This window comes from Pseudomonas sp. S3_A03 (genome assembly GCF_054668275.1).
Genome location: NZ_CP162753.1, coordinates 4,845,527 through 4,865,169, shown reverse-complemented (window position 1 = coordinate 4,865,169; position 19,643 = coordinate 4,845,527). Strand labels below are relative to the sequence as shown.

Annotated in this window: 22 protein-coding genes and 1 tRNA gene; 17 read left to right on the top strand and 6 right to left on the bottom strand. The window is 59.1% G+C overall.

Features of this window, described 5'->3' with window-relative positions; genetic code table 11:
- Positions 1 to 12 precede the first annotated feature (12 nt).
- Positions 13 to 318, top strand: coding sequence for a YkgJ family cysteine cluster protein (locus AB4O25_RS22220; RefSeq protein WP_017529905.1), 306 nt, complete (start codon positions 13 to 15; stop codon positions 316 to 318).
- Positions 319 to 392: 74 nt separating this feature from the next.
- Here AB4O25_RS22220 and AB4O25_RS22215 read toward each other — a convergent pair whose 3' ends face one another.
- From AB4O25_RS22215 to hemA, 6 genes are all read right to left on the bottom strand, one after another.
- Positions 393 to 911, bottom strand: coding sequence for an acyloxyacyl hydrolase (locus AB4O25_RS22215; protein ID WP_065877333.1), 519 nt, complete (start codon positions 909 to 911; stop codon positions 393 to 395).
- 102 nt (positions 912 to 1,013) lie between these two features.
- Positions 1,014 to 1,808 (bottom strand): glutamate racemase, encoded by a 795-nt coding sequence (gene murI / locus AB4O25_RS22210; protein WP_017529907.1) that lies wholly within the window; start codon positions 1,806 to 1,808, stop codon positions 1,014 to 1,016.
- On the bottom strand, positions 1,801 to 2,556 hold the full coding sequence (locus AB4O25_RS22205) for a molybdopterin-synthase adenylyltransferase MoeB (protein ID WP_017529908.1): 756 nt from the start codon (positions 2,554 to 2,556) through the stop codon (positions 1,801 to 1,803). The genes murI and AB4O25_RS22205 overlap by 8 nt, the downstream gene beginning before the upstream one ends.
- Positions 2,550 to 3,380: a peptide chain release factor N(5)-glutamine methyltransferase gene (gene prmC, locus AB4O25_RS22200; protein ID WP_017529909.1), complete on the bottom strand. Its 831-nt coding sequence runs from the start codon at positions 3,378 to 3,380 to the stop codon at positions 2,550 to 2,552. Before prmC ends, AB4O25_RS22205 begins: the two co-directional genes overlap by 7 nt.
- On the bottom strand, positions 3,381 to 4,463 hold the full coding sequence (gene prfA / locus AB4O25_RS22195; RefSeq protein ID WP_017529910.1) for a peptide chain release factor 1: 1,083 nt from the start codon (positions 4,461 to 4,463) through the stop codon (positions 3,381 to 3,383).
- Positions 4,460 to 5,749: a glutamyl-tRNA reductase gene (gene hemA / locus AB4O25_RS22190; RefSeq protein ID WP_065877336.1), complete on the bottom strand. Its 1,290-nt coding sequence runs from the start codon at positions 5,747 to 5,749 to the stop codon at positions 4,460 to 4,462. Before hemA ends, prfA begins: the two co-directional genes overlap by 4 nt.
- A gap of 182 nt (positions 5,750 to 5,931) precedes the next feature.
- Here hemA and AB4O25_RS22185 point away from each other — a divergent pair, with 182 nt between their 5' ends.
- From AB4O25_RS22185 to hrpT, 16 genes are all read left to right on the top strand, one after another.
- Positions 5,932 to 7,656, top strand: coding sequence for a tetratricopeptide repeat protein (locus tag AB4O25_RS22185; protein ID WP_065877337.1), 1,725 nt, complete (start codon positions 5,932 to 5,934; stop codon positions 7,654 to 7,656).
- 4 nt (positions 7,657 to 7,660) lie between these two features.
- Positions 7,661 to 8,278: a lipoprotein insertase outer membrane protein LolB gene (gene lolB / locus AB4O25_RS22180; protein ID WP_017529913.1), complete on the top strand. Its 618-nt coding sequence runs from the start codon at positions 7,661 to 7,663 to the stop codon at positions 8,276 to 8,278.
- 1 nt (position 8,279) lies between these two features.
- Positions 8,280 to 9,131 (top strand): 4-(cytidine 5'-diphospho)-2-C-methyl-D-erythritol kinase, encoded by an 852-nt coding sequence (gene ispE, locus AB4O25_RS22175; RefSeq protein WP_460149982.1) that lies wholly within the window; start codon positions 8,280 to 8,282, stop codon positions 9,129 to 9,131.
- 37 nt (positions 9,132 to 9,168) lie between these two features.
- A tRNA-Gln gene (locus AB4O25_RS22170) sits at positions 9,169 to 9,243 on the top strand.
- Between the two features lie 46 nt (positions 9,244 to 9,289).
- Entirely contained in the window at positions 9,290 to 10,231 is a 942-nt protein-coding gene (locus AB4O25_RS22165) for a ribose-phosphate pyrophosphokinase (RefSeq protein WP_003171603.1), read from the top strand.
- A 138-nt stretch (positions 10,232 to 10,369) separates the two neighbouring features.
- On the top strand, positions 10,370 to 10,969 hold the full coding sequence (locus AB4O25_RS22160; protein WP_003171597.1) for a 50S ribosomal protein L25/general stress protein Ctc: 600 nt from the start codon (positions 10,370 to 10,372) through the stop codon (positions 10,967 to 10,969).
- A 166-nt stretch (positions 10,970 to 11,135) separates the two neighbouring features.
- Positions 11,136 to 11,720, top strand: coding sequence for an aminoacyl-tRNA hydrolase (pth, locus tag AB4O25_RS22155; protein ID WP_017529915.1), 585 nt, complete (start codon positions 11,136 to 11,138; stop codon positions 11,718 to 11,720).
- A gap of 21 nt (positions 11,721 to 11,741) precedes the next feature.
- Positions 11,742 to 12,842: a redox-regulated ATPase YchF gene (gene ychF / locus AB4O25_RS22150; RefSeq protein ID WP_460149981.1), complete on the top strand. Its 1,101-nt coding sequence runs from the start codon at positions 11,742 to 11,744 to the stop codon at positions 12,840 to 12,842.
- A gap of 257 nt (positions 12,843 to 13,099) precedes the next feature.
- The gene (locus AB4O25_RS22145) at positions 13,100 to 14,014 is read left to right on the top strand and encodes a sigma 54-interacting transcriptional regulator (protein WP_460149980.1); all 915 of its coding nucleotides are present in this window, start codon (positions 13,100 to 13,102) and stop codon (positions 14,012 to 14,014) included.
- 168 nt (positions 14,015 to 14,182) lie between these two features.
- The gene (locus AB4O25_RS22140; RefSeq protein WP_017529918.1) at positions 14,183 to 14,341 is read left to right on the top strand and encodes a hypothetical protein; all 159 of its coding nucleotides are present in this window, start codon (positions 14,183 to 14,185) and stop codon (positions 14,339 to 14,341) included.
- Positions 14,342 to 14,428: 87 nt separating this feature from the next.
- A complete protein-coding gene (locus AB4O25_RS22135; protein ID WP_017529919.1) occupies positions 14,429 to 14,794 on the top strand; it encodes a hypothetical protein in 366 nt (121 codons plus the stop codon).
- 4 nt (positions 14,795 to 14,798) lie between these two features.
- Positions 14,799 to 15,581: a type III secretion system inner membrane ring lipoprotein SctJ gene (gene sctJ, locus AB4O25_RS22130; RefSeq protein WP_017529920.1), complete on the top strand. Its 783-nt coding sequence runs from the start codon at positions 14,799 to 14,801 to the stop codon at positions 15,579 to 15,581.
- A complete protein-coding gene (locus AB4O25_RS22125) occupies positions 15,574 to 16,155 on the top strand; it encodes a hypothetical protein (protein ID WP_017529921.1) in 582 nt (193 codons plus the stop codon). Before sctJ ends, AB4O25_RS22125 begins: the two co-directional genes overlap by 8 nt.
- Positions 16,133 to 16,909, top strand: a complete 777-nt coding sequence (sctL, locus tag AB4O25_RS22120) for a type III secretion system stator protein SctL (RefSeq protein WP_460149979.1) — start codon at positions 16,133 to 16,135, stop codon at positions 16,907 to 16,909. The genes AB4O25_RS22125 and sctL overlap by 23 nt, the downstream gene beginning before the upstream one ends.
- Positions 16,910 to 17,288: 379 nt before the next feature.
- On the top strand, positions 17,289 to 19,421 hold the full coding sequence (gene sctC / locus AB4O25_RS22115; protein ID WP_460149978.1) for a type III secretion system outer membrane ring subunit SctC: 2,133 nt from the start codon (positions 17,289 to 17,291) through the stop codon (positions 19,419 to 19,421).
- A complete protein-coding gene (gene hrpT, locus AB4O25_RS22110) occupies positions 19,418 to 19,621 on the top strand; it encodes an HrpT family type III secretion system protein (RefSeq protein WP_017529925.1) in 204 nt (67 codons plus the stop codon). The genes sctC and hrpT overlap by 4 nt, the downstream gene beginning before the upstream one ends.
- The last annotated feature ends 22 nt before the right edge of the window (positions 19,622 to 19,643 follow it).

Genomic DNA, 19,643 nt, shown 5'->3' with positions numbered 1-19,643 from the left:
CACTGCGCGCCTATGACCAACATCCCCCACACCCAAATCACCGAACCCGCCGTCACCTGCTCAACGTGCGCCGCCTGCTGCTGCCAGCTGGAAGTCATGTTGATCACCGACACCGGCGTGCCGGAGCGCTATATCGACACGGACGATTGGGGCGGCGAAGTGATGCTGCGCCTGGACGACGGCTGGTGCGCGGCGCTGGATCGGGACACGATGATGTGTACGATTTATGAACGGCGGCCGCTGATTTGCCGGGAGTTCGAGATGGGCGCGCCGGAATGCCTGGAAGAGCGCGAAGGAATCGCCACGGCCTACCGCTGATCTAAAACTTATGGAGATCAAATGTGGGAGGGGGCTTGCTCCCTCCCACAGGAGACCTGCAGTGTTCTGAGGAATTACAACGGCAGGGTGTAGTGCAGCGAGTAGCTCTCGACCCCATCGTTATGACTGCTGATGCCGGCGTTGGAGTAGTGCGTGGCGCGAATGCCCACTTCATGTCCACCGGTAAACCGCAGGCCGAACCCCAGGCGGTCTTCGAACTGGAAGGCCTGCCCGATGTTGTTGTCTTCCAGTTGGGTACGGGAGAACACCGCCACGCCGATCCCGGCTTCGATGTAGGGTTTGACCGATTGCCCGGCAAACTCGTACACAAACACCGGCGAAAACGACAGGCTGCTGGCACCGGCACGCTCGTCGCCATCCCAGTAGGTGTAGGCGCCGCTCCAGTAGCCGGTCAACCGGCCCACGTCGCTTTGCCACCAGCTTTTATCCCACTCCGAAGTCAGCCCCAACCGATAGGTCATGGTGGAGTCGCTGGTGCTTCCCACCCCCAATTCCAGGCCGGCAGCCTGGGCTGAAACCGAGTGTCCCACCACTACGGCTGCGATTGCAGCCAAACAGAACAAGCGCTTCATAAGAAACAATCCTTTGAAAACGAAGTTGTATGGTTTTGTACAGGCCATCTCGCTATAGAAGCTGACCCACAGCCAGAAGTTCAGCGACGTTTCACGAAATTTTCACGAATCGAAGCTTCGCACAACTCCGGAATGTTTCCATAGTGTCGGTAGGATATTTCTGAGATGACGCACATCGCCGCTGGTCCAGAACTGTGCGGGCTCGGGCGGGCCGACCGCCAGCAGGTCGCGCTCGCCCAGCAAGCGCTTGAGCTGGCGGGCCACGGCGGCGCCGGTGTCGATGAGGATGATGCTGGGGGGCAGCATCTGTGCCAGCAGGGGCTTGAGGAAGGGATAGTGGGTGCAACCGAGGATAATGGTGTCGCAACCGGCACTGAGCAGCGGGCGTATATAGCCCAGCAACAACTGGCGCAGGGCCGGGCTGTTCAGGTCGCCGGTTTCAATCAATTCCACCAGGCCCGGACATGGCTGGGTGATCACCCGCACATCGGTGGCGAAACGGTCGAGCAAGGCTGCGAACTTGGCGCTTTGCAGGGTGCCGGTGGTGGCCAGCACGCCGACCACACCACTGCGGGTAGCGGCAGCGGCGGGTTTGACGGCGGGCTCCATGCCCACCAGTGACCAGTCGGGGTAGTCCTGGCGTAAATCGGCCACTGCCGCGACGGTGGCCGTGTTGCACGCGATCACGAATGCCTTGGCGCCTTTCGCGCGGAAAAACTCGGCCACCCGCCGCGAGCGTTCAAGAATGAATGCGGGGGTTTTCTCGCCGTAGGGGATATGCCCGCCATCGGCGACATACAGCAGTGATTCGTGGGGCAATAGTTGCTGGATTTCATCCAGCACCGACAAGCCGCCGACACCGGAATCGAACACACCGACCGGCGCGCCCTTAACCATGCTGCGTCCCGCAGACGCTGCAACCTGGGTCACGCTTGACGCGCAACTCGCGAAAGCGCGTGGTCAAGGCATCAATCAGCAACAAGCGGCCCACCAGCGGCTCGCCGAAGCCGGCCAGCAGCTTCAAGGCTTCCAGCGCTTGCAGGCTGCCCACCAAACCGACCAGCGGCCCTACCACGCCGGCTTCGCTGCAGGTGAGCTCGGTGTCGCTGCCGTGCCCATATAAACAGTGGTAACACGGGCTGTCGGCGCGGCGCGGGTCGAACACCGACAATTGCCCCTCCAGGCGAATCGCCGCGCCGCTGATCAAGGGCGTGGCGCCAGCGACACAGGCCGCATTGACGGCTTCGCGGGTGGAGAAGTTGTCGCTGCAATCGAGCACCACATCCACCGCTGCCACGGCCGCCGCCAGGGAGTCCGCATCGAGTGCGCGGCGATGAGGAACCAAGGCGATGTCCGGGTTGATCGCCGTCAGGCGGCGCATGGCCGAATCGACCTTGGCCTGCCCGACACTGTCGGTGTCATGGATGATCTGGCGTTGCAGGTTGGTCAGGTCAACCGTATCGAAGTCGGCCAGATGCAACTCGCCCACGCCGGCGGCCGCCAGATACAGCGCCACGGGCGCGCCCAGGCCACCCAGGCCGACAATCAACGCGCGGGCGTTTTTCAGACGCAGTTGGCCGTCGATGTCGACATGCTGCAACAGAATCTGTCGGCTATAGCGCAACAGCTCTTGGTCGGTCAGCACGGCCGGCGCCCCAACGTGATGCGTTCGTGGCCGCCCAGATCGATGCGGCTATGCACGTCGTCAAAGCCCTGGCTCAGTAACAGATCGCGCACGGCCAGAGCCTGGTCGTAACCGTGTTCGAGCAGTAGCCAGCCACCGGCATTCAAGTGGGCCGGAGCCTCTTTGATGATCAAGCGCAGGTCGTCCAGGCCATCATGGCCCGCTACCAGCGCGCTGGCCGGTTCGAAACGCACATCGCCCGCCGCCAGGTGCGGGTCGTTATCGGCGATGTAGGGCGGGTTACTGATGATCAGGTCGTAGGTATGACCTTGCAGGGCACTGAACCAATGGCTGTTGAGCACCGTGGCGTTGTTCAGGTGTAGGCGCTGGCGGTTGCGTTCGGCCAAGGCCACTGCCTCCAGCACGCGATCAACGGCCGTGACCCGCCAGGCGGGACGCTCGCTGGCCAGGGCCAATGCAATGGCGCCGCTGCCGGTGCCCAGGTCGAGGACCTGGGTGGGCGTGGCCGGCAATAATTCCAGCGCCGCTTCCACCAGCAATTCGGTGTCCGGACGCGGGATCAGCGTGTGCGGCGCGACCTCCAGGTCGAGTTTCCAGAAACCTTGCTGGCCAAGAATGTAAGCCACCGGCTCGCCGGCGCGGCGGCGTTGCAGGTAGCCGGCGAAGGTCAGCGCATCTTCGCTGCTGACGATTTTCTCCGGCCAGGTGTGCAGGTAGCTGCGCGATTTTCCCAGGGCAGCGGCCAGCAGCAATTCGGCGTCCAGGCGCGCGGTGGGCGAGTCCGGCAGGTCGGCGGCGCGCAATAGGCTGGCGATGATGGTCATTTATTCACCTATCGCCGCCAATTGATCGGCCTGGTATTCGGCGAGCAGCGGCTCGATCACCGCATCGACGCCACCGGCGAGGATCTCGTCAAGGGAGTAAAGGGTGAGGTTGACCCGGTGGTCGGTGACCCGGCCCTGGGCGAAGTTGTAGGTACGGATGCGCTCGGAACGGTCGCCCGAGCCCACCAGCAATTTACGCTCGCTGGCAATCGCATTGGCGGCGGCGCTGGTCTGCTGGTCGTTGAGCTTGGCCGACAGCCAGGACATGGCGCGGGCACGGTTCTTGTGCTGGGAACGTTCTTCCTGGCACTCCACCACGATGCCCGACGGCAAGTGGGTGATGCGGATCGCCGAATCGGTTTTGTTGACGTGCTGGCCACCGGCGCCCGACGAGCGGTAGGTGTCGACGCGCAGGTCCGCCGGGTTGATCTCGATCGCTTCCTGCTCATCCGGCTCGGGCAATACGGCCACCGTGCACGCCGAGGTATGGATGCGGCCCTGGGATTCGGTCGCCGGCACCCGCTGTACACGGTGCGCGCCGGATTCGAACTTCAGCTTGCCGTAGACATTCTCGCCTTCGACCCGCGCGATGACTTCTTTATAGCCCCCGTGCTCGCCTTCGTTCTCGGACAGGATCTCCACCCGCCAGCCACGCCGCTCGGCATAGCGCGAATACATGCGGAACAGGTCGCCGGAAAAAATCGCCGCCTCGTCGCCACCGGTGCCGGCGCGTATTTCGAGGAACACGTTGCGCCCGTCGTTGGGGTCCTTGGGCAGCAACATGCGTTGCAGGTCGCCTTCCAGCTCGGCCAGTTTGTCCTTGGCTTCGCGGACTTCTTCCACGGCCATTTCGCGCATGTCCGGGTCGCTGTCCTTGAGCAGCGCCTGGGCACCTTCAAGGTCGGCCTGCACTTTCAGCAAGTTTTTGTAGGTCGCCACGACAGGCTCGACTTCGGCGTATTCCTTGGAATAAGCGCGGAACCTGGCCTGATCGGAGATGACCTCGCCATCGCCGAGCAAGGCGGTCAGTTCTTCGAAACGGTCCTGGAGCACGTCCAGTTTATTGAGCAGTGACGCTTTCATTGCGGTTTTTTATCCGAAGAGCTTTCTGACGCGCCCTCACCGAGGGCAAAGAGTTCCTGGGCCATGGCCAACGCATCGAGGCGGCCTTCGGCGGTAAGCTTTTTCAATTGCACGCTGGGCGCGTGGAGCAGCTTGTTGGTAAGGCCGCGAGCCAGTTGCATCAGCACCTCTTCGGCGCTGCTGCCGTTGGCCAGCAAGCGCTGAGCCTTGAGCAACTCCTCGTCGCGCAGGCGTTCACCCTGCTGACGATACGCCTTGAGCACGTCCACCGCCGCCAGTTCACGTAAGCGCACCATGAAGTCTTCGGCGCCGGTGCTGACCATTTCCTCGGCGGCCTGGGCAGCGCCCTGGCGGCTCTTGAGGTTTTCGGCGACCACTTCATGCAGATCATCGACGCTGTAGAGGTAAACGTCGTCCAACTCGCCGACTTCGGGCTCGATATCCCTGGGAACGGCGATATCCACCATAAAGATCGGCTTGTGCTTGCGCAGCTTCAGCGCGCTTTCCACCGCGCCCTTGCCAAGAATAGGCAATTGGCTGGCGGTGGAGCTGATCACGATATCGCTTCGCACCAGCTCGGCCGGAATATCCGCCAGCAGCACGGCGTGGGCGCCAAACTGTTCGGCCAGGATGCTTGCGCGCTCCAGGGTGCGGTTGGCGACCACGATGCGCTTCACACCCAGATCATGCAGGTGGCGGGCCACCAGAGTGATGGTTTCACCGGCGCCGATCAGCAAGGCCTGGCTGCGCTGCAAGTCGCTGAAAATCTGCTTGGCCAGGCTGACGGCGGCAAACGCCACGGACACTGGGTTTTCGCCGATGGCGGTGTCGGTGCGCACCTGCTTGGCCGAATTGAACGTGGCCTGGAACAGGCGACCCAGCAGCGGGCCGACGGTACCGGCCTCGCGCGCTACCGCGTAGGCGGACTTCATCTGGCCGAGGATCTGCGGCTCGCCGAGTACCAGCGAATCGAGACCGGCAGCCACACGCATCATGTGACGAACTGCCGCGTCGTCTTCGTGCACATAGGCACTGGCGCGCAGGTCATCGAGGCTTAAATGGTGATAATCCGCCAGCCAGCGCAAGACGACATCCGCGCTGAGATGTTCCTGCTCTATATAAAGTTCGCTGCGATTGCAGGTTGAAAGGATCGCAGCTTCGCGGCTGTCGGTGAGCCGGCAGAGCTGCTGCAAGGCCTCAACCAACTGCTCTGGGGTAAACGCCACGCGCTCGCGCACGTCTACGGAGGCAGTCTTGTGGTTAATACCGAGTGCGAGGAAGGCCATTCAATATCGCTGATGATGTCGGGAAGCCGACAATTGTCCTACTTCGAAAGATTCAGAACAACCACCGTCGTCTATTGTCCCTATACCTTGTGCCTATAAAGGTATCCACTGAGACTCGGTTATGTTTGGCCGAAGGCTTGTGTCATGATGATCCGACCGCAGGTTAGTCGTCCTCTTCCTATATGAATAGATCTTCCGCGTTGCTCCTTGCTTTTGTCTTCCTCAGCGGCTGCCAGGCCTTGGCCCCCGTGTCGCCGGACGGTACCCCGCCGGTGGAAGACAGCACTCCCGCCCCTGAAAAGCCCAAGGTTTACTCCTCGTTCAGTGAAGAAACGGTGTTCAGCCTGCTGAGTGCGGAACTGGCCGGCCAACGCAATCGCTTCGACATTGCGCTGGATAATTACGTGACCCAGGCCATCAACACCCAGGACCCGGGAATCTCCGAGCGAGCGTTTCGCATCGCCGAGTACCTGGGTGCCGATCAGGCTGCGCTGGATACCTCGTTGATCTGGGCGAAAAACGCGCCCGATGATCTGGAAGCGCAGCGCGCAGCCGCCATTCAGTTGGCACGAGCAGGGCGTTATGACGACTCCATGGTGTATATGGAGAAAGTCCTGCAGGGCAAGGGTGACACGCATTTCGACTTTCTCGCGCTATCGGCCGCCGACACCGACCAGGACACGCGCAATGGGTTGATGAAAGGTTTCGACCGCCTGCTGCAAAAGCATCCAAAGAACAGCCAGCTGATTTTCGGCAAGGCGTTGTTGCTGCAACAGGATGACGAAGCCGAAGCGGCCCTTAAGCTGCTGGAGCAGAACCCGCCGGAAGAGGGCGAGGTCGCGCCGATCCTGCTGCGCGCGCGCCTGCTGCAGAACCTCAATCGTGGCAAGGAAGCGATTGTACTGCTGGAAAAAAGCATCAAGAAGTACCCGGAAGACAAACGCCTGCGCCTGACTTATGCGCGCATGCTGGTCGAGCAGGACCGCATGGAGGACGCCAAAGTGCAGTTCGCCAGCCTGGTCCAGCAATACCCGGACGATGACGAACTGCGTTACTCCCTGGCGCTGGTGTGCCTGGAAGCCAAGGCCTGGGACGAGGCCAAGGGGTATCTGGAAGAGCTGATTGCCCGGGAAAGCCACGTGGACTCCGCGCACCTGAACCTGGGCCGTATCGCTGAAGAGCGCAACGACCCACAGGCCGCCCTGCTCGAATACGCCCAGGTCGGCCCCGGTAATGACTACCTGCCGGCTCAGTTGCGCCAAGCCGATATCCTGATAAGCAACGGCCGCACCGATGAGGCCGAAAAACGCCTGGCCGCCGCCCGCGATGCCGAGCCGGATTACGCAATCCAACTGTACTTGATCCAGGCCGAAACCTTGTCAGCCAACAATCAGGGCGAGCGCGCCTGGAAACTGCTGCAACAAGCCTTGCTGCAATTCCCCGACGACTTGAATCTGCTGTACACCCGCGCCATGCAGGCGGAAAAACGCAACGATTTGGCGCAGATGGAAAAAGACCTGCGGCTGATCATCAAGCGCGACCCCGACAACGCCATGGCGCTGAATGCCTTGGGCTACACCTTGTCCGACCGCACCACGCGCTACGACGAAGCCAAGGTACTGATCGAACAAGCGCACAAGCTCAACCCCGAAGACCCGGCCGTGCTCGACAGCCTGGGCTGGGTGAACTACCGCCTGGGTAACCTGGACGAAGCCGAACGTTTGCTGCGCCAGGCGCTGGAGCGCTTCCCCGATCAGGAAGTCGCCGCCCACCTGGGCGAAGTGTTGTGGGCCAATGGCAAACAGCGCGAAGCACGCCAAATCTGGGAAAAATTCCTCAACGAACAACCCGAAAGCCCCATCCTGCGCGGCACCATCAAGCGCCTGACCGGATCCGAGACCCTTTAAGCTTATGTTCTTGCGCCACGTTGTAATGTTCAGTCTTATCGCCCTGCTCGCCGGTTGCGCAGGCCTGGGCAACCGTGAATCCGTTGAAGGCCAGGGCAACCCGGCGCAATGGAAGCAGCATAAGGATCAGCTAGCCAGCATCGATGGCTGGCAGATCGAAGGCAAAGTCGGGGTGCGCGCACCGAAAGACTCCGGCAGCGGCACGTTGTTCTGGCTGCAACGCCAGGATTATTACGACATTCGTTTATCGGGCCCACTGGGCCGTGGCGCGGCTCGCCTGACCGGGCGTCCGGGGCAGGTGAGCCTTGAAGTGGCCAACCAGGGCCGCTATGAAGCGACGTCACCGGAAGCTTTGCTGCAAGAGCAGATCGGCTGGAAGCTGCCTGTCTCGCACTTGGTGTGGTGGGTTCGCGGCCTGCCCGCGCCGGACAGCAAGAGTCGCCTGAGCCTCAACGGTGACAGCCGCCTGGCCACCCTGGAACAGGATGGCTGGCAGGTCGAGTACCTCAGTTATGTGCAACAAAGCGGTTATTGGCTGCCCGAGCGCATCAAGCTGCACGGTACCGACCTGGACGTGACGCTGGTGATCAAGGACTGGCAACCGCGCAAATTGGGGCAGTGACGTGAGCGTAGACAAACTGACTCTGCCCTCCCCGGCCAAACTGAACCTGATGCTGCACATTCTGGGGCGCCGCGAAGACGGCTACCACGAGTTGCAGACGCTGTTTCAATTTCTCGACTATGGCGATGAGCTGACCTTCGCCGTACGCGACGATGGCGTGATCCAACTGCACACCGAATTCGACGGCGTGCCCCACGACAGCAATCTGATTGTGCGGGCGGCAAAAAAACTTCAGGAACAATCCGGCTGTTCGCAGGGCATCGACATCTGGATCGATAAAATCCTGCCGATGGGTGGCGGGATCGGCGGGGGCAGCTCAAATGCCGCGACCACCCTGCTGGGTCTCAACCACTTGTGGCAACTGGGCTGGGGCCAAGATCGCCTGGCCGCGCTGGGCCTCACGCTGGGCGCCGATGTCCCGGTTTTCGTGCATGGGCATGCGGCTTTTGCCGAGGGCGTAGGGGAGAAACTTACCCCGCAATTCCCCGAAGAGCCGTGGTATGTCGTGCTTGTCCCGCAAGTATCTGTAAGTACAGCAGAAATTTTTTCAGATCCGTTGTTGACACGTAACTCTTCTCCCATTAAAGTGCGCCCCGTTCCCAAGGGAAACAGTCGAAATGACTGCTTACCGGTTGTAGCAAGGCGTTATCCAGAGGTACGTAACGCTTTGAATTTGTTAGGTAATTTTACCGAAGCAAAATTAACCGGAACTGGAAGTTGTGTGTTTGGGGGCTTCCCAAGCAAAGCTGAAGCTGATAAAGTCTCGGCCCTTCTTACAGAGACCCTTACAGGGTTTGTAGCAAAGGGAAGCAACGTTTCGATGTTGCATCGCAAGCTGCAAAGTCTGCTCTAAAAGGAATCGAGTACTGGGTACTCGTTGCAACAGATACAGGGGCGTCGCCAAGCGGTAAGGCAGCAGGTTTTGATCCTGCCATGCGTTGGTTCGAATCCAGCCGCCCCTGCCATTTTCTAATACTCATCCAGGTTACCCTCAGCCTCTAGGTACTGCGCGTGTCCAAGATGATGGTCTTTACGGGGAACGCCAACCCCGATCTGGCTCGACGTGTCGTACGTCAGCTGCATATCCCTCTCGGTGACATCTCTGTCGGTAAGTTCTCCGACGGCGAAATTACAGCCGAGATCAATGAAAACGTTCGCGGTAAAGACGTCTTCATTATTCAGCCGACCTGCGCTCCGACCAACGATAACCTGATGGAACTCGTCGTGATGGCTGATGCCTTCCGCCGCTCCTCAGCGACTCGAATCACAGCTGTAATCCCTTACTTTGGTTATGCCCGTCAGGATCGCCGTCCGCGTTCCGCACGTGTGGCTATCAGCGCGAAAGTCGTTGCTGACATGCTCACCGTGGTAGGCATCGACCGTGTTCTCACGGTTGACCTGCACGCTGACCAAATCCAGGGGTTCTTCGATATTCCGGTAGATAACATCTACGGCTCCCCCGTATTGGTGGATGACATCGAAGATCAGCGCTTTGAAAACCTGATGATCGTGTCCCCGGACATTGGTGGCGTCGTGCGTGCACGGGCCGTTGCCAAATCCCTGGGTGTGGATCTCGGGATCATCGACAAACGCCGCGAGAAAGCCAATCACTCTGAAGTGATGCATATCATCGGTGATGTCGAAGGGCGTACCTGTATTCTGGTTGATGACATGGTCGACACCGCCGGCACCCTGTGCCACGCGGCTAAAGCCTTGAAAGAGCACGGTGCGGCTAAAGTCTTCGCCTACTGCACACACCCTGTGCTGTCGGGCCGAGCGATCGAGAACATCGAGAATTCCGTGCTGGACGAACTGGTGGTGACCAACACCATCCCGTTGTCCGCCGCTGCTCAAGCCTGTGCGCGTATCCGTCAACTGGATATCGCACCGGTCGTTGCCGAAGCGGTTCGCCGTATCAGCAATGAAGAATCGATCAGCGCGATGTTCCGTTAAGGGTCAAACCTTAGCGACATCAAGCTGACGAAAAGCGCCCCGCCCCAGCATTCTGTTGGGGCGGGGCTTTTTTGCCCATATCGCCTTTAGCGCTGGTCGCAAACGCTGGGGCGAATGTGGTTAATTTGGAGATACAACATGAACAACTTTACTTTGAATGCTGAACTGCGTTCCGACCTGGGGAAAGGTGCGAGCCGCCGCCTGCGTCGTCTCGCAAGCCTGGTTCCAGCTGTAGTTTACGGTGGCGACAAAGCCCCTGAATCCATCAGCATGCTGGCTAAAGAAGTTGCCAAACTGCTCGAAAACGATGCTGCCTACAGCCACGTTATCGAACTGAACGTTGGCGGCAAAAAGCAGAACGTCATCATCAAGGCCCTGCAACGTCACCCGTCCAAGGGTCACGTACTGCACGCTGACTTCGTACGCGTCGTAGCCGGTCAGAAACTGACCGCTATCGTTCCAGTACACTTTGTTGGTGAAGAAGCTCCGGTCAAGAAAGGCGGCGAGATCTCTCACGTCCTGAACGAAATCGAAGTGACCTGCCTGCCGAAAGATCTGCCTGAGTTCATCGAAGTCGACCTGTCGGCTCTGGAAATCGGCGCAATCGTTCACCTGTCCGACCTCAAAGCCCCTAAAGGCGTTGAGTTCGTTGCACTGGCTCACGGTGACGACAAAGCTGTTGCAAACGTACACGCTCCACGCGTTGCACCAGAAGCTGAAGAAGGCGCTGCAGAGTAATTCACTCTGTCTTGCCGGAGCTTGAGGCAACATCGCGGACCGGAACGTAGCGAGAAAGCGGGCGACAACGCGAAGTTTATCTCTGGATAAGTGAGCTCCTGTCATCCACTTTCGCCGCACTCAGGTCGGCGATGTTATCCACAACTCCAAAGGAAGGGCCCCTGTCGTGACTGCCATTAAACTGATCGTTGGCCTGGGAAATCCAGGCGCCGAATACGAACAGACCCGGCATAACGCGGGGGCCCTTTTTGTTGAGCGTATCGCCCATGCCCAGGGTGTAAACCTGGCGGCCGATCGCAAGTATTTTGGCCTGACCGGGCGCTTCTCGCACCAGGGTCAGGATGTTCGTCTGCTGATTCCCACCACCTACATGAACCGCAGCGGCCAGTCTGTCGCGGCGCTTGCGGGCTTCTTCCGGATCAAACCCGAAGAAATCCTGGTGGCCCATGACGAACTGGACCTGCCACCCGGCGTTGCCAAGCTCAAGCTGGGCGGCGGGCACGGTGGGCACAACGGCCTGCGCGACATCATCGCGCAGTTGGGTAATCAGAATAATTTTTACCGCCTGCGGCTCGGCATTGGCCACCCAGGCGTCGCCAGTATGGTTTCAAATTTCGTCCTGGGTCGTGCGCCACGCGCCGAACAGGAAAAACTCGATGCCAGCATCGACTTTGCCCTCGGCGTGCTGCCGGATATCTTCGCCGGGGAATGGAACCGTGCGATGAAAAACCTGCACAGCCAGAAGGCCTGACTCTTACCGAGGGGAAACACCATGGGATTCAATTGCGGCATCGTCGGCCTGCCCAACGTCGGCAAATCCACCTTGTTCAACGCTTTGACCAAGTCCGGTATTGCGGCGGAGAACTTCCCCTTCTGCACCATCGAACCCAACAGCGGTATCGTGCCGATGCCGGACCCGCGTCTTGACGCGCTGGCAGCCATCGTCAACCCCAAGCGCATCCTGCCGACCACCATGGAATTCGTCGACATCGCCGGCCTGGTGGCTGGCGCATCGAAAGGTGAAGGCCTGGGCAACAAGTTCCTGGCCAACATCCGCGAAACCGATGCCATCGCCCACGTGGTCCGCTGCTTCGAAGACGAGAACGTGATTCACGTCTCCAACAGTGTCGACCCGAAACGCGACATCGAGATCATTGACCTGGAACTGATCTTCGCCGACCTCGACAGCTGCGAAAAGCAATTGCAGAAAGTTGCGCGTAACGCCAAGGGCGGTGACAAGGACGCAGTGGTCCAGAAAGGCCTGCTGGAGCAGTTGATCGCTCACTTCACCGAAGGCAAGCCTGCGCGCAGCCTGATGAAGAACATGGGCGTTGATGAGAAGGCCGTGATCAAGGGCTTCCACCTGCTGACCACCAAACCGGTAATGTACATCGCCAACGTGGCTGAAGACGGTTTTGAGAACAACCCGCTGCTGGATGTGGTCAAGGCCATTGCCGACGAAGAAGGCACCATAGTTGTTCCGGTGTGCAACAAGATCGAAGCGGAAATCGCCGAACTCGACGACGGCGAAGAAAAAGATATGTTCCTTGAGGCCCTGGGCCTGGAAGAGCCTGGTCTGAATCGCGTGATCCGTGCCGGCTACGAAATGCTCAACTTGCAGACCTACTTCACCGCCGGCGTCGAAGAAGTCCGCGCCTGGACCGTCAAAGTCGGCGCCACCGCGCCACAGGCTGCCGGCGTGATCCACACCGACTTCGAAAAAGGCTTTATCCGCGCCGAAGTGATCGCCTACAACGACTTTATTCAGTTCAAGGGTGAAGCCGGTGCCAAGGAAGCCGGTAAATGGCGCCTGGAAGGCAAGGAATACATCGTCAAGGATGGCGACGTGATGCATTTCCGTTTCAACGTGTAAGTAGTATTCGCGGCTTACCCCGCACTTAAAAAGCCGATGCATTGCATCGGCTTTTTTGTGGGCCATTATTTAACACCCGAACTTTGACGCGTTCGTAATTAGCCACAACAAAACATAAACCTATCTAACTTTTCCTACAGCATTCACGTAACTTCCTACTTCAAGCTCCGTGTGAGAAACCTATAATTTTTCGCGCCAGTGAAGGCGTGGCTGATCACGGCCTTCTCAATCGCGAAACATAATGGAGCACCCCTTCGATGTTGAATTCCTGTCATGGGGAAGTTGAAACGGACATGTCGTTCCTGGAAGACCCAGACATTGAAAGTACGCTTCACAGCACCGCGAAACTCAACATCGATATTTTATTGCTGGGAGAAACCGGCACCGGCAAGGACACGCTGGCCCAACGGGTTCATCGTTTATCGGGACGGCGCGGTAACTTCGTTGCCGTGAACTGTGCGGCCATCCCCGAAAGCCTTGCGGAAAGCCAGTTGTTTGGGGTCAACAGCGGCGCCTTTACGGGGGCGGTGCAGTCGCGGGCAGGCGTTGTGGAAGCCGCTCATCTGGGCACGCTTTACCTCGACGAGATCGACAGCATGCCGTTGAACCTGCAAGCCAAACTGCTGCGGGTACTGGAGTCTCGCGGCGTGGAGCGCCTAGGCTCAACCCGTTTCATCCCGATGGATATGCGCGTCATTGCCTCAGCCCAGCAGTCGCTGCACCAGATGGTCGAATCAGGCACTTTCAGACGTGACCTGTACTTTCGATTGAACATTGTCAGCCTCCAGCTTCCCGCCCTGCGCGAGCAACGAGAACGGATCATCCCGTTGTTTCTCAACATGGTCCGGCAGGAGGCCGAACAGTTCCAATGTCCTGCGCCAACCCCGCCCGCCCAGTTGTTACAACAAATACTCTGCCATTCCTGGCTGGGAAACATTCGTGAGCTACGCTCGGCCGCCAAACGCTTCGTATTGGGCCTGGCACCGCTCGCAACCCCGATGAGCAACCCACAAGGTAACGAAATAGGCCTCAAGACCCGCCTGCAACAAATCGAAAAAGCGCTGATTGAAGAGTCACTGCAGCGCAACGACCACTGTGTCGATAGCGTGGCGACTGAGTTGGGGGTGGTAAAGCGCACACTCTATTACCGGATGAAACAACTCGAAATATAAACACTACCGCACCAACCGAAATGAATTTAAATATTTCACGCGCAATAAAATGGAACGTTTCATTTGTAACCAACCACCCAAAGCCTGAGCAACTTCAACGTCGCTCAACATGCACAGATAGCAGGTTACTTGCTATCACTCTTTTATTTAAAACTTGAAAGGTGATCTATGATCTCTGGCATTGGTGGTAGCGCTGGCAACCAAGCACAATTGGACGCAATCAACGCAGACAAAGAACGAAAAGTGGTTGAAGAAGCAAAAAAAACCGCTGAGCAAGAACTGACCACAGCTAAAGCGGGCCGCATTAAATCCCTGCGATTCGCCTAAGTAAGACGAGCCTCCTCAACCCGCAGGTTGAGGAGGTTTTTACGCTCACTGCAGGCACAGCACCTGATTCGTTCGATAGAGGTTCACATGGATATCACCCATGCCGGGTTTCGAAAAAACGCGACCATCGCTGCCCAGGTCGACACGCCAGACGCGAACAGCGCGGTTTCTGACATTAATTTTTTCAACGCCCAACTCAACACCACCGAACAGTCCGGTAACGGCATTGCGCCCGCCCTGGCCTCTGCCGCATCGCCCTGGGACTCCACTGAGTCGCAAACACTGTCCAGACGCGTATCCAAAGGGTTTCGGGATGCAAGCCAGAACAAGAAGACCAAGGATGCGAACGAGTTTCCCCAATCGCTCGCCGAGGCGCATATAGACGTGATGTCACGCGTCAAGGTCATTGGCGCAATCGCAAAAGGCGTCGATAAAATTTCAAACCTGGGGTAGATGCATGTATCGCCGCCTGATCGCCCTCGTGTTTCTGTCATCGGCGCTGATGCTGACTGGCTGTGGTGAAAGCGTAGAGCTTCATCGCAACATCTCTGAGCAGGAAGCTAACGAAGTCATCGCAGAACTGGCCGATAAACAGATCCGCGCCCAGAAAATCCCAGGCAAAGACGGCGTCGCCGTTCGCGTCAATGCCAGTGACATAAGTCGAGCGGTGCGTACCCTGGACGCTGCGGGGCTGCCCAGGCTGGCCCGTTCGACACTGGGGGACGTATTTCGCAAGGAAGGCGTCATCTCCACGCCTCTGGAAGAGCGTGCACGCTACATCTACGCGCTGTCCCAGGAACTGGAGTCGACCCTATCGAACATAGACGGTGTGATCGTCGCCCGGGTTCACGTGGTGCTCCCTGAACGAGTCGCGCCAGGCGAGCCGGTACAGCCGGCCTCCGCCTCGGTATTCATCAAGCATGACCCGCGATTGGACCCGGACAAAATAAACCCGCGTGTGCGCAGGATGGTGGCCAGCAGCATCCCCGGGATGGCCTCGGCCCTAGACAACACCGTAAAACTGACCGTGATTTTCGTACCGGCCATCGCCTACAAGGAAGAGCAACAGCTGGTGTATTTCGGCCCGTTCCTGGTGCCGGAGCATGACCTGGGGTTTTGGCGCGCCAGCGTTTTATTACCTCTGGTCGCCCTCATCCTGGCTGGCGTTGGCTGGCGGTTATGGCGCCGCGGCAAACAGCCCAACCCTGTAGAGCCTGCATTGGCACAGGCTCATGAGTGAAGACCTGAGTTGGGCAACATGGTGGGCCTTGCCGTGGAAACATGCCCACATCGATTGGCTCACCCAAACGGGCTTTGTCGACGCCGCAGCGCTTTCACGCAGCCATCACCGCCGTGTGAGCAGCCTGTTCGGCATCGAGCCCGAGCTGCCCCCGGCCGCGTCTTCGGCATTGTTACACCTAGTGCTGAGCAGCGCGCAGCAACGGGACCTCGTGCTCATCCTCGTCAATGAGGTGTACAACGCGCCCCATGACAAGCGCTTGAATCAGGAACAACTGCTTTGGTGCCAGCGCTTGGCCAAGGCACTGCCGCCTGGCCCGGCCTCGTCGAGCATCGATGATCCCTTGCAATATCTGCGCGCGTGGGTCGCCCCTGCTATCTGGCAGCGGCTGCGCTTGTGCTTTGCGCGCCCAAGGGTGCTCGAGCTGGAACGACATCCCAAACCGGCGGACACCCATGGCCGGTTGGATACCCTGTGGCAAGCCACTGTCTGGCGCGCAACCTCTCCCACCGTCGATAACACCCTGCGTGCCTCCCAAGAGAATTCCCAGCATGTTTTGCGCCCACAAGATTGAGCTGAAGACCCAGCCTCACGATCTGCCAACGGCGCTGATCCCCAGGCAAATGCTTGCCGAACACTCCCAGGCGCAGCAATTGCTTGATCACGCCCAAACCCAAGCGCAGGCGCTCATACGCCAAGCCGAGGACCAATGCGAGCAGATGCTCGAACGCGCCAGCGATGAGTTCTGGCAGCGTGCCAATGCCCAACTGCATCGTTGGGAGTCTGAGCGCCAGATGATGGTCGACCATCTGGAACACGCCGCGACCTCGGTCATTAATACCGCCATTCGAAGCCTCCTGGAGGAGGCCGTACCCGCTCAACGCCTCAGCGCATTGCTCAATAAGCTGCTGGCGGCGCAACTGCCTGCGGTCGAGGCAAACCTGATGTGCAACCCACTGGACCGCGAGCACGTCGAGCTATGGCTCAACCTGCACTGCAACGTGCCCTGGACACTTCAAGTGGAAGATGGACTCGCCGCCCAGTCGCTGCTGCTTGAGACACAAGAGGGTGGGTTTCACATCAACTGGGCCCATGCCCTCGATAACCTGGTGGTAATCCCCCCAAGGCCCAGACCAAGTAACAACTTTTATCGCTGGAGCCTTTCTTCTTTTATGAAGTATGTCGGTCAATGGAACTGGCCATCACTCAGGCACCACACAGGAGCAGACCCCCACCGGAGCTCAAGCGATGAATACCGACTCACGCGTATCCAACAGTCTCTACAGAGAGCAAGTCCGTTCCGAAAAGCGCCTCGACCAGATCGGTAGCGAGGTTATTACCAGCGAAGACACTGAAGAATTCGCACGGCTCTTCGAACAGCTCAATGAGCAAAAGTCCGCCCTTGTGAACAACCTGGCGGTGAACTCGACCTATCTCAGCTACAAGCACGAAACGCTTAAATCCGCCATCAATGTCGTCTAGTGACTGGCAGCCAATCCCGGCTGACGTTGGGAGTGGCCCACGAGTACACACTCCGCCGCGGCCCTGGTCTCACCTCGATCAGCCCAGCCTGACGAGTTCCCCGCCAAAGCACTTTCCAACCACCGTGATACCTGGCGCAGCGTCACTGCGCGCCGGAACAAGGCCGGGCGGGAATCTACGCCCACCTCATTTCGTAAGCTACGGCACTGAAACAGAGAACCTGTCATGTATAGCAAACTCAACAAGCCCACCGGCCTGCGTTTAAACCCGCGCCCTGCGCCAATAAAAAGCCCTCACTGGCGCTGCCTGCTCGCCCTGCCCTTTTTGCTGGCGCCGCTGCACAGCGCGCTTGCCGCTATTCCCACCGAATGGAAAAACACCGCCTATGCGTATGAAGCCGAGCATAAGCCCCTACAAGAAGTGCTGGAGGACTTCGCTCAGACCTTTGGTATACAGGTGCAAATAGACGGCCTGCTGGAGGGGAGCGTGAATGGCAAGATACGCGCCAATACCCCGCAGTCGATGCTCGACGGGCTGGCGGTAGAGCACCGTTTCCAGTGGTTCCTGTACAACAAAACGCTCTATATCAGCACCCTGGACCTGCAGGAGTCCGCGCGTCTGGAGGTGTCTGCCGAGACCGTTGCCGACCTCAAGAGGGCGCTGACCGACATCGGTCTGCTCGATAGCCGTTTCGGCTGGGGTGAATTGCCGGATGAAGGGGTCGTGCTGGTCTCTGGCCCCAAGCGTTACATCGAGCAGATCAAGCAATTCAGCAGCCAGCGTAAATCTCCCGACGAAAAACAGAGCGTACTCAGCTACCCGCTGAAATTCGCCAACGCGGGAGACCGACAGATAGATTATCGCGGCGAAAAACTAACCCTCCCTGGCGTCGCCAGCATGTTGCGTGGGTTATTGGAGCCTCGGGCAACGTCCTCGCTCTCCAGCCTTAACCCCCGCCCCTCCGCGTCACAGCCCTCGCCCATCACGCCGAACTTCCCCCGGCTGAGCAACCCGATGCTGGGGCAAATGCTCGGCCAGACGACGAACGCTGGGGAGTTGGGCACGGGAGCGACGCTCACCCCCAGGGCCCCGGTTCCCACAAGCAAAATCCGCGTCGAGGCCGATATACGCAACAACGCCGTGCTGATCTATGACCTCCCGGAGCGACAGGCGATGTACCGCGAGCTGATTGCCCAGCTCGACGTGGCGCGCAAAATGGTGGAAATCGACGCGATCATCCTCGACATAGAACGCGAACAATTGCGCGAATTCGGGATCAATTGGGGCAACCGTCATTTCAGCAGCGACATGAGGCTGGCACCGGGTAGCTCATCGCAGCTGTCGATCGAAAACCGTGACCGTTTCTTTGCCAAAATACGTGCACTGGAGCAACGCGGACTGGCGACCATGGTCTCCAACCCCTCCGTGCTCACCCTGGAAAACCAGCCGTCGGTGATTGACTTCAACCGCACCCAATACCTCACGGCGGGTACAGAAGTCGCCACCGTGCTGCCGATTACAGTGGGTACCAGCCTGCAAGTCGTGCCCAGGGTGATTACCACACGCGGCACTCATCAGGTTCACCTGCTGGTGGATATCGAAGACGGCAACTTCGACGAATCCAACCCCAACCGCCTGGGCCCCGATGTACGCCGGGGCAATGTCAGCACCCAGGCGGTCATGGCGGAAAAGCGCTCACTGGTAGTGGGTGGGTTTCATGTCACCGAAAGCGTCGACAAGCGCAACAAGGTTCCCCTTCTGGGGGATATACCCTTGCTGGGCAAGGCGTTGTTCTCTTCCAGCGAGCGCCAGAACAATCGTCGCGAACGCCTGTTTATCCTGACTCCACGCGTGGTCGGTGATCAAGCCGACCCTTCACGTTACTTGCCGCAGGACGATCAGGTCGAGCTTCAGGCCGCGCTCAAGCCATTAGCCAGGCGTTATGCCGAACACGAGCCGGTCATCAAACGCAGTGACATCACCAGCACCCTGGCCCATCTGGTTGCGGGGGAAGTGCCCCAGGCATTCAAGGCGGCCCCCATGCCACTGGGGCTGGACACCTTGTGCAGCACTCGCGAGCTGCTGGCCATGAATACCGAACGCAGTCAGTGGTACGCCGGCCCGCAGTTCAACGTAGCCGTGGTCGTGCTGCGCAATCAGTTCAAACGCAATGTGCGCATCGACGAAAAAGAATGCAGCAATTCGCAGACCCTGGCGGTCACCGTATGGCCGCGCGCCTGGCTCAAACCCGGTGAAGAAGCCGAGGTATTCATCGCCATGCGCCCGGTAGTCAAAGATGAGTACCTCAGCGTGCCCCGCCCCTCCTTGATCACTCCCGTTCAGAAGGCCACCCCATGAAACACCGCTCGTTGTGCCTCATCTTGATCAGCACAGTGCTGCTTATCAGCGGCTGCAGCCCCACTTGCAGAGGCGACTCCTGCTCCCGCCCACAAGCGACCAAAGACACCATCGTGATCTGGTGGCCACCGCAGATGCGCAGCGAGCCCGGCCCGTCCGGCGAGCGCGCGGACTACCAGACGATCTCGCTGGAACGATGAGTTTTCAGTCGCGCTGCAACCG

Coding starts and splice junctions, on each gene's coding strand:
- AB4O25_RS22220 (WP_017529905.1), top strand. CDS start 13: ATGACCAACATCCCCCACACCCAAATCACCGAACCCGCCGTCACCTGC.
- AB4O25_RS22215 (WP_065877333.1), bottom strand. CDS start 911: ATGAAGCGCTTGTTCTGTTTGGCTGCAATCGCAGCCGTAGTGGTGGGA.
- murI (WP_017529907.1), bottom strand. CDS start 1,808: ATGGTTAAGGGCGCGCCGGTCGGTGTGTTCGATTCCGGTGTCGGCGGC.
- prmC (WP_017529909.1), bottom strand. CDS start 3,380: ATGACCATCATCGCCAGCCTATTGCGCGCCGCCGACCTGCCGGACTCG.
- prfA (WP_017529910.1), bottom strand. CDS start 4,463: ATGAAAGCGTCACTGCTCAATAAACTGGACGTGCTCCAGGACCGTTTC.
- hemA (WP_065877336.1), bottom strand. CDS start 5,749: ATGGCCTTCCTCGCACTCGGTATTAACCACAAGACTGCCTCCGTAGAC.
- AB4O25_RS22185 (WP_065877337.1), top strand. CDS start 5,932: ATGAATAGATCTTCCGCGTTGCTCCTTGCTTTTGTCTTCCTCAGCGGC.
- lolB (WP_017529913.1), top strand. CDS start 7,661: ATGTTCTTGCGCCACGTTGTAATGTTCAGTCTTATCGCCCTGCTCGCC.
- AB4O25_RS22160 (WP_003171597.1), top strand. CDS start 10,370: ATGAACAACTTTACTTTGAATGCTGAACTGCGTTCCGACCTGGGGAAA.
- ychF (WP_460149981.1), top strand. CDS start 11,742: ATGGGATTCAATTGCGGCATCGTCGGCCTGCCCAACGTCGGCAAATCC.
- AB4O25_RS22145 (WP_460149980.1), top strand. CDS start 13,100: ATGTTGAATTCCTGTCATGGGGAAGTTGAAACGGACATGTCGTTCCTG.
- AB4O25_RS22140 (WP_017529918.1), top strand. CDS start 14,183: ATGATCTCTGGCATTGGTGGTAGCGCTGGCAACCAAGCACAATTGGAC.
- AB4O25_RS22135 (WP_017529919.1), top strand. CDS start 14,429: ATGGATATCACCCATGCCGGGTTTCGAAAAAACGCGACCATCGCTGCC.
- sctJ (WP_017529920.1), top strand. CDS start 14,799: ATGTATCGCCGCCTGATCGCCCTCGTGTTTCTGTCATCGGCGCTGATG.
- AB4O25_RS22125 (WP_017529921.1), top strand. CDS start 15,574: ATGAGTGAAGACCTGAGTTGGGCAACATGGTGGGCCTTGCCGTGGAAA.
- sctL (WP_460149979.1), top strand. CDS start 16,133: ATGTTTTGCGCCCACAAGATTGAGCTGAAGACCCAGCCTCACGATCTG.
- sctC (WP_460149978.1), top strand. CDS start 17,289: ATGTATAGCAAACTCAACAAGCCCACCGGCCTGCGTTTAAACCCGCGC.
- hrpT (WP_017529925.1), top strand. CDS start 19,418: ATGAAACACCGCTCGTTGTGCCTCATCTTGATCAGCACAGTGCTGCTT.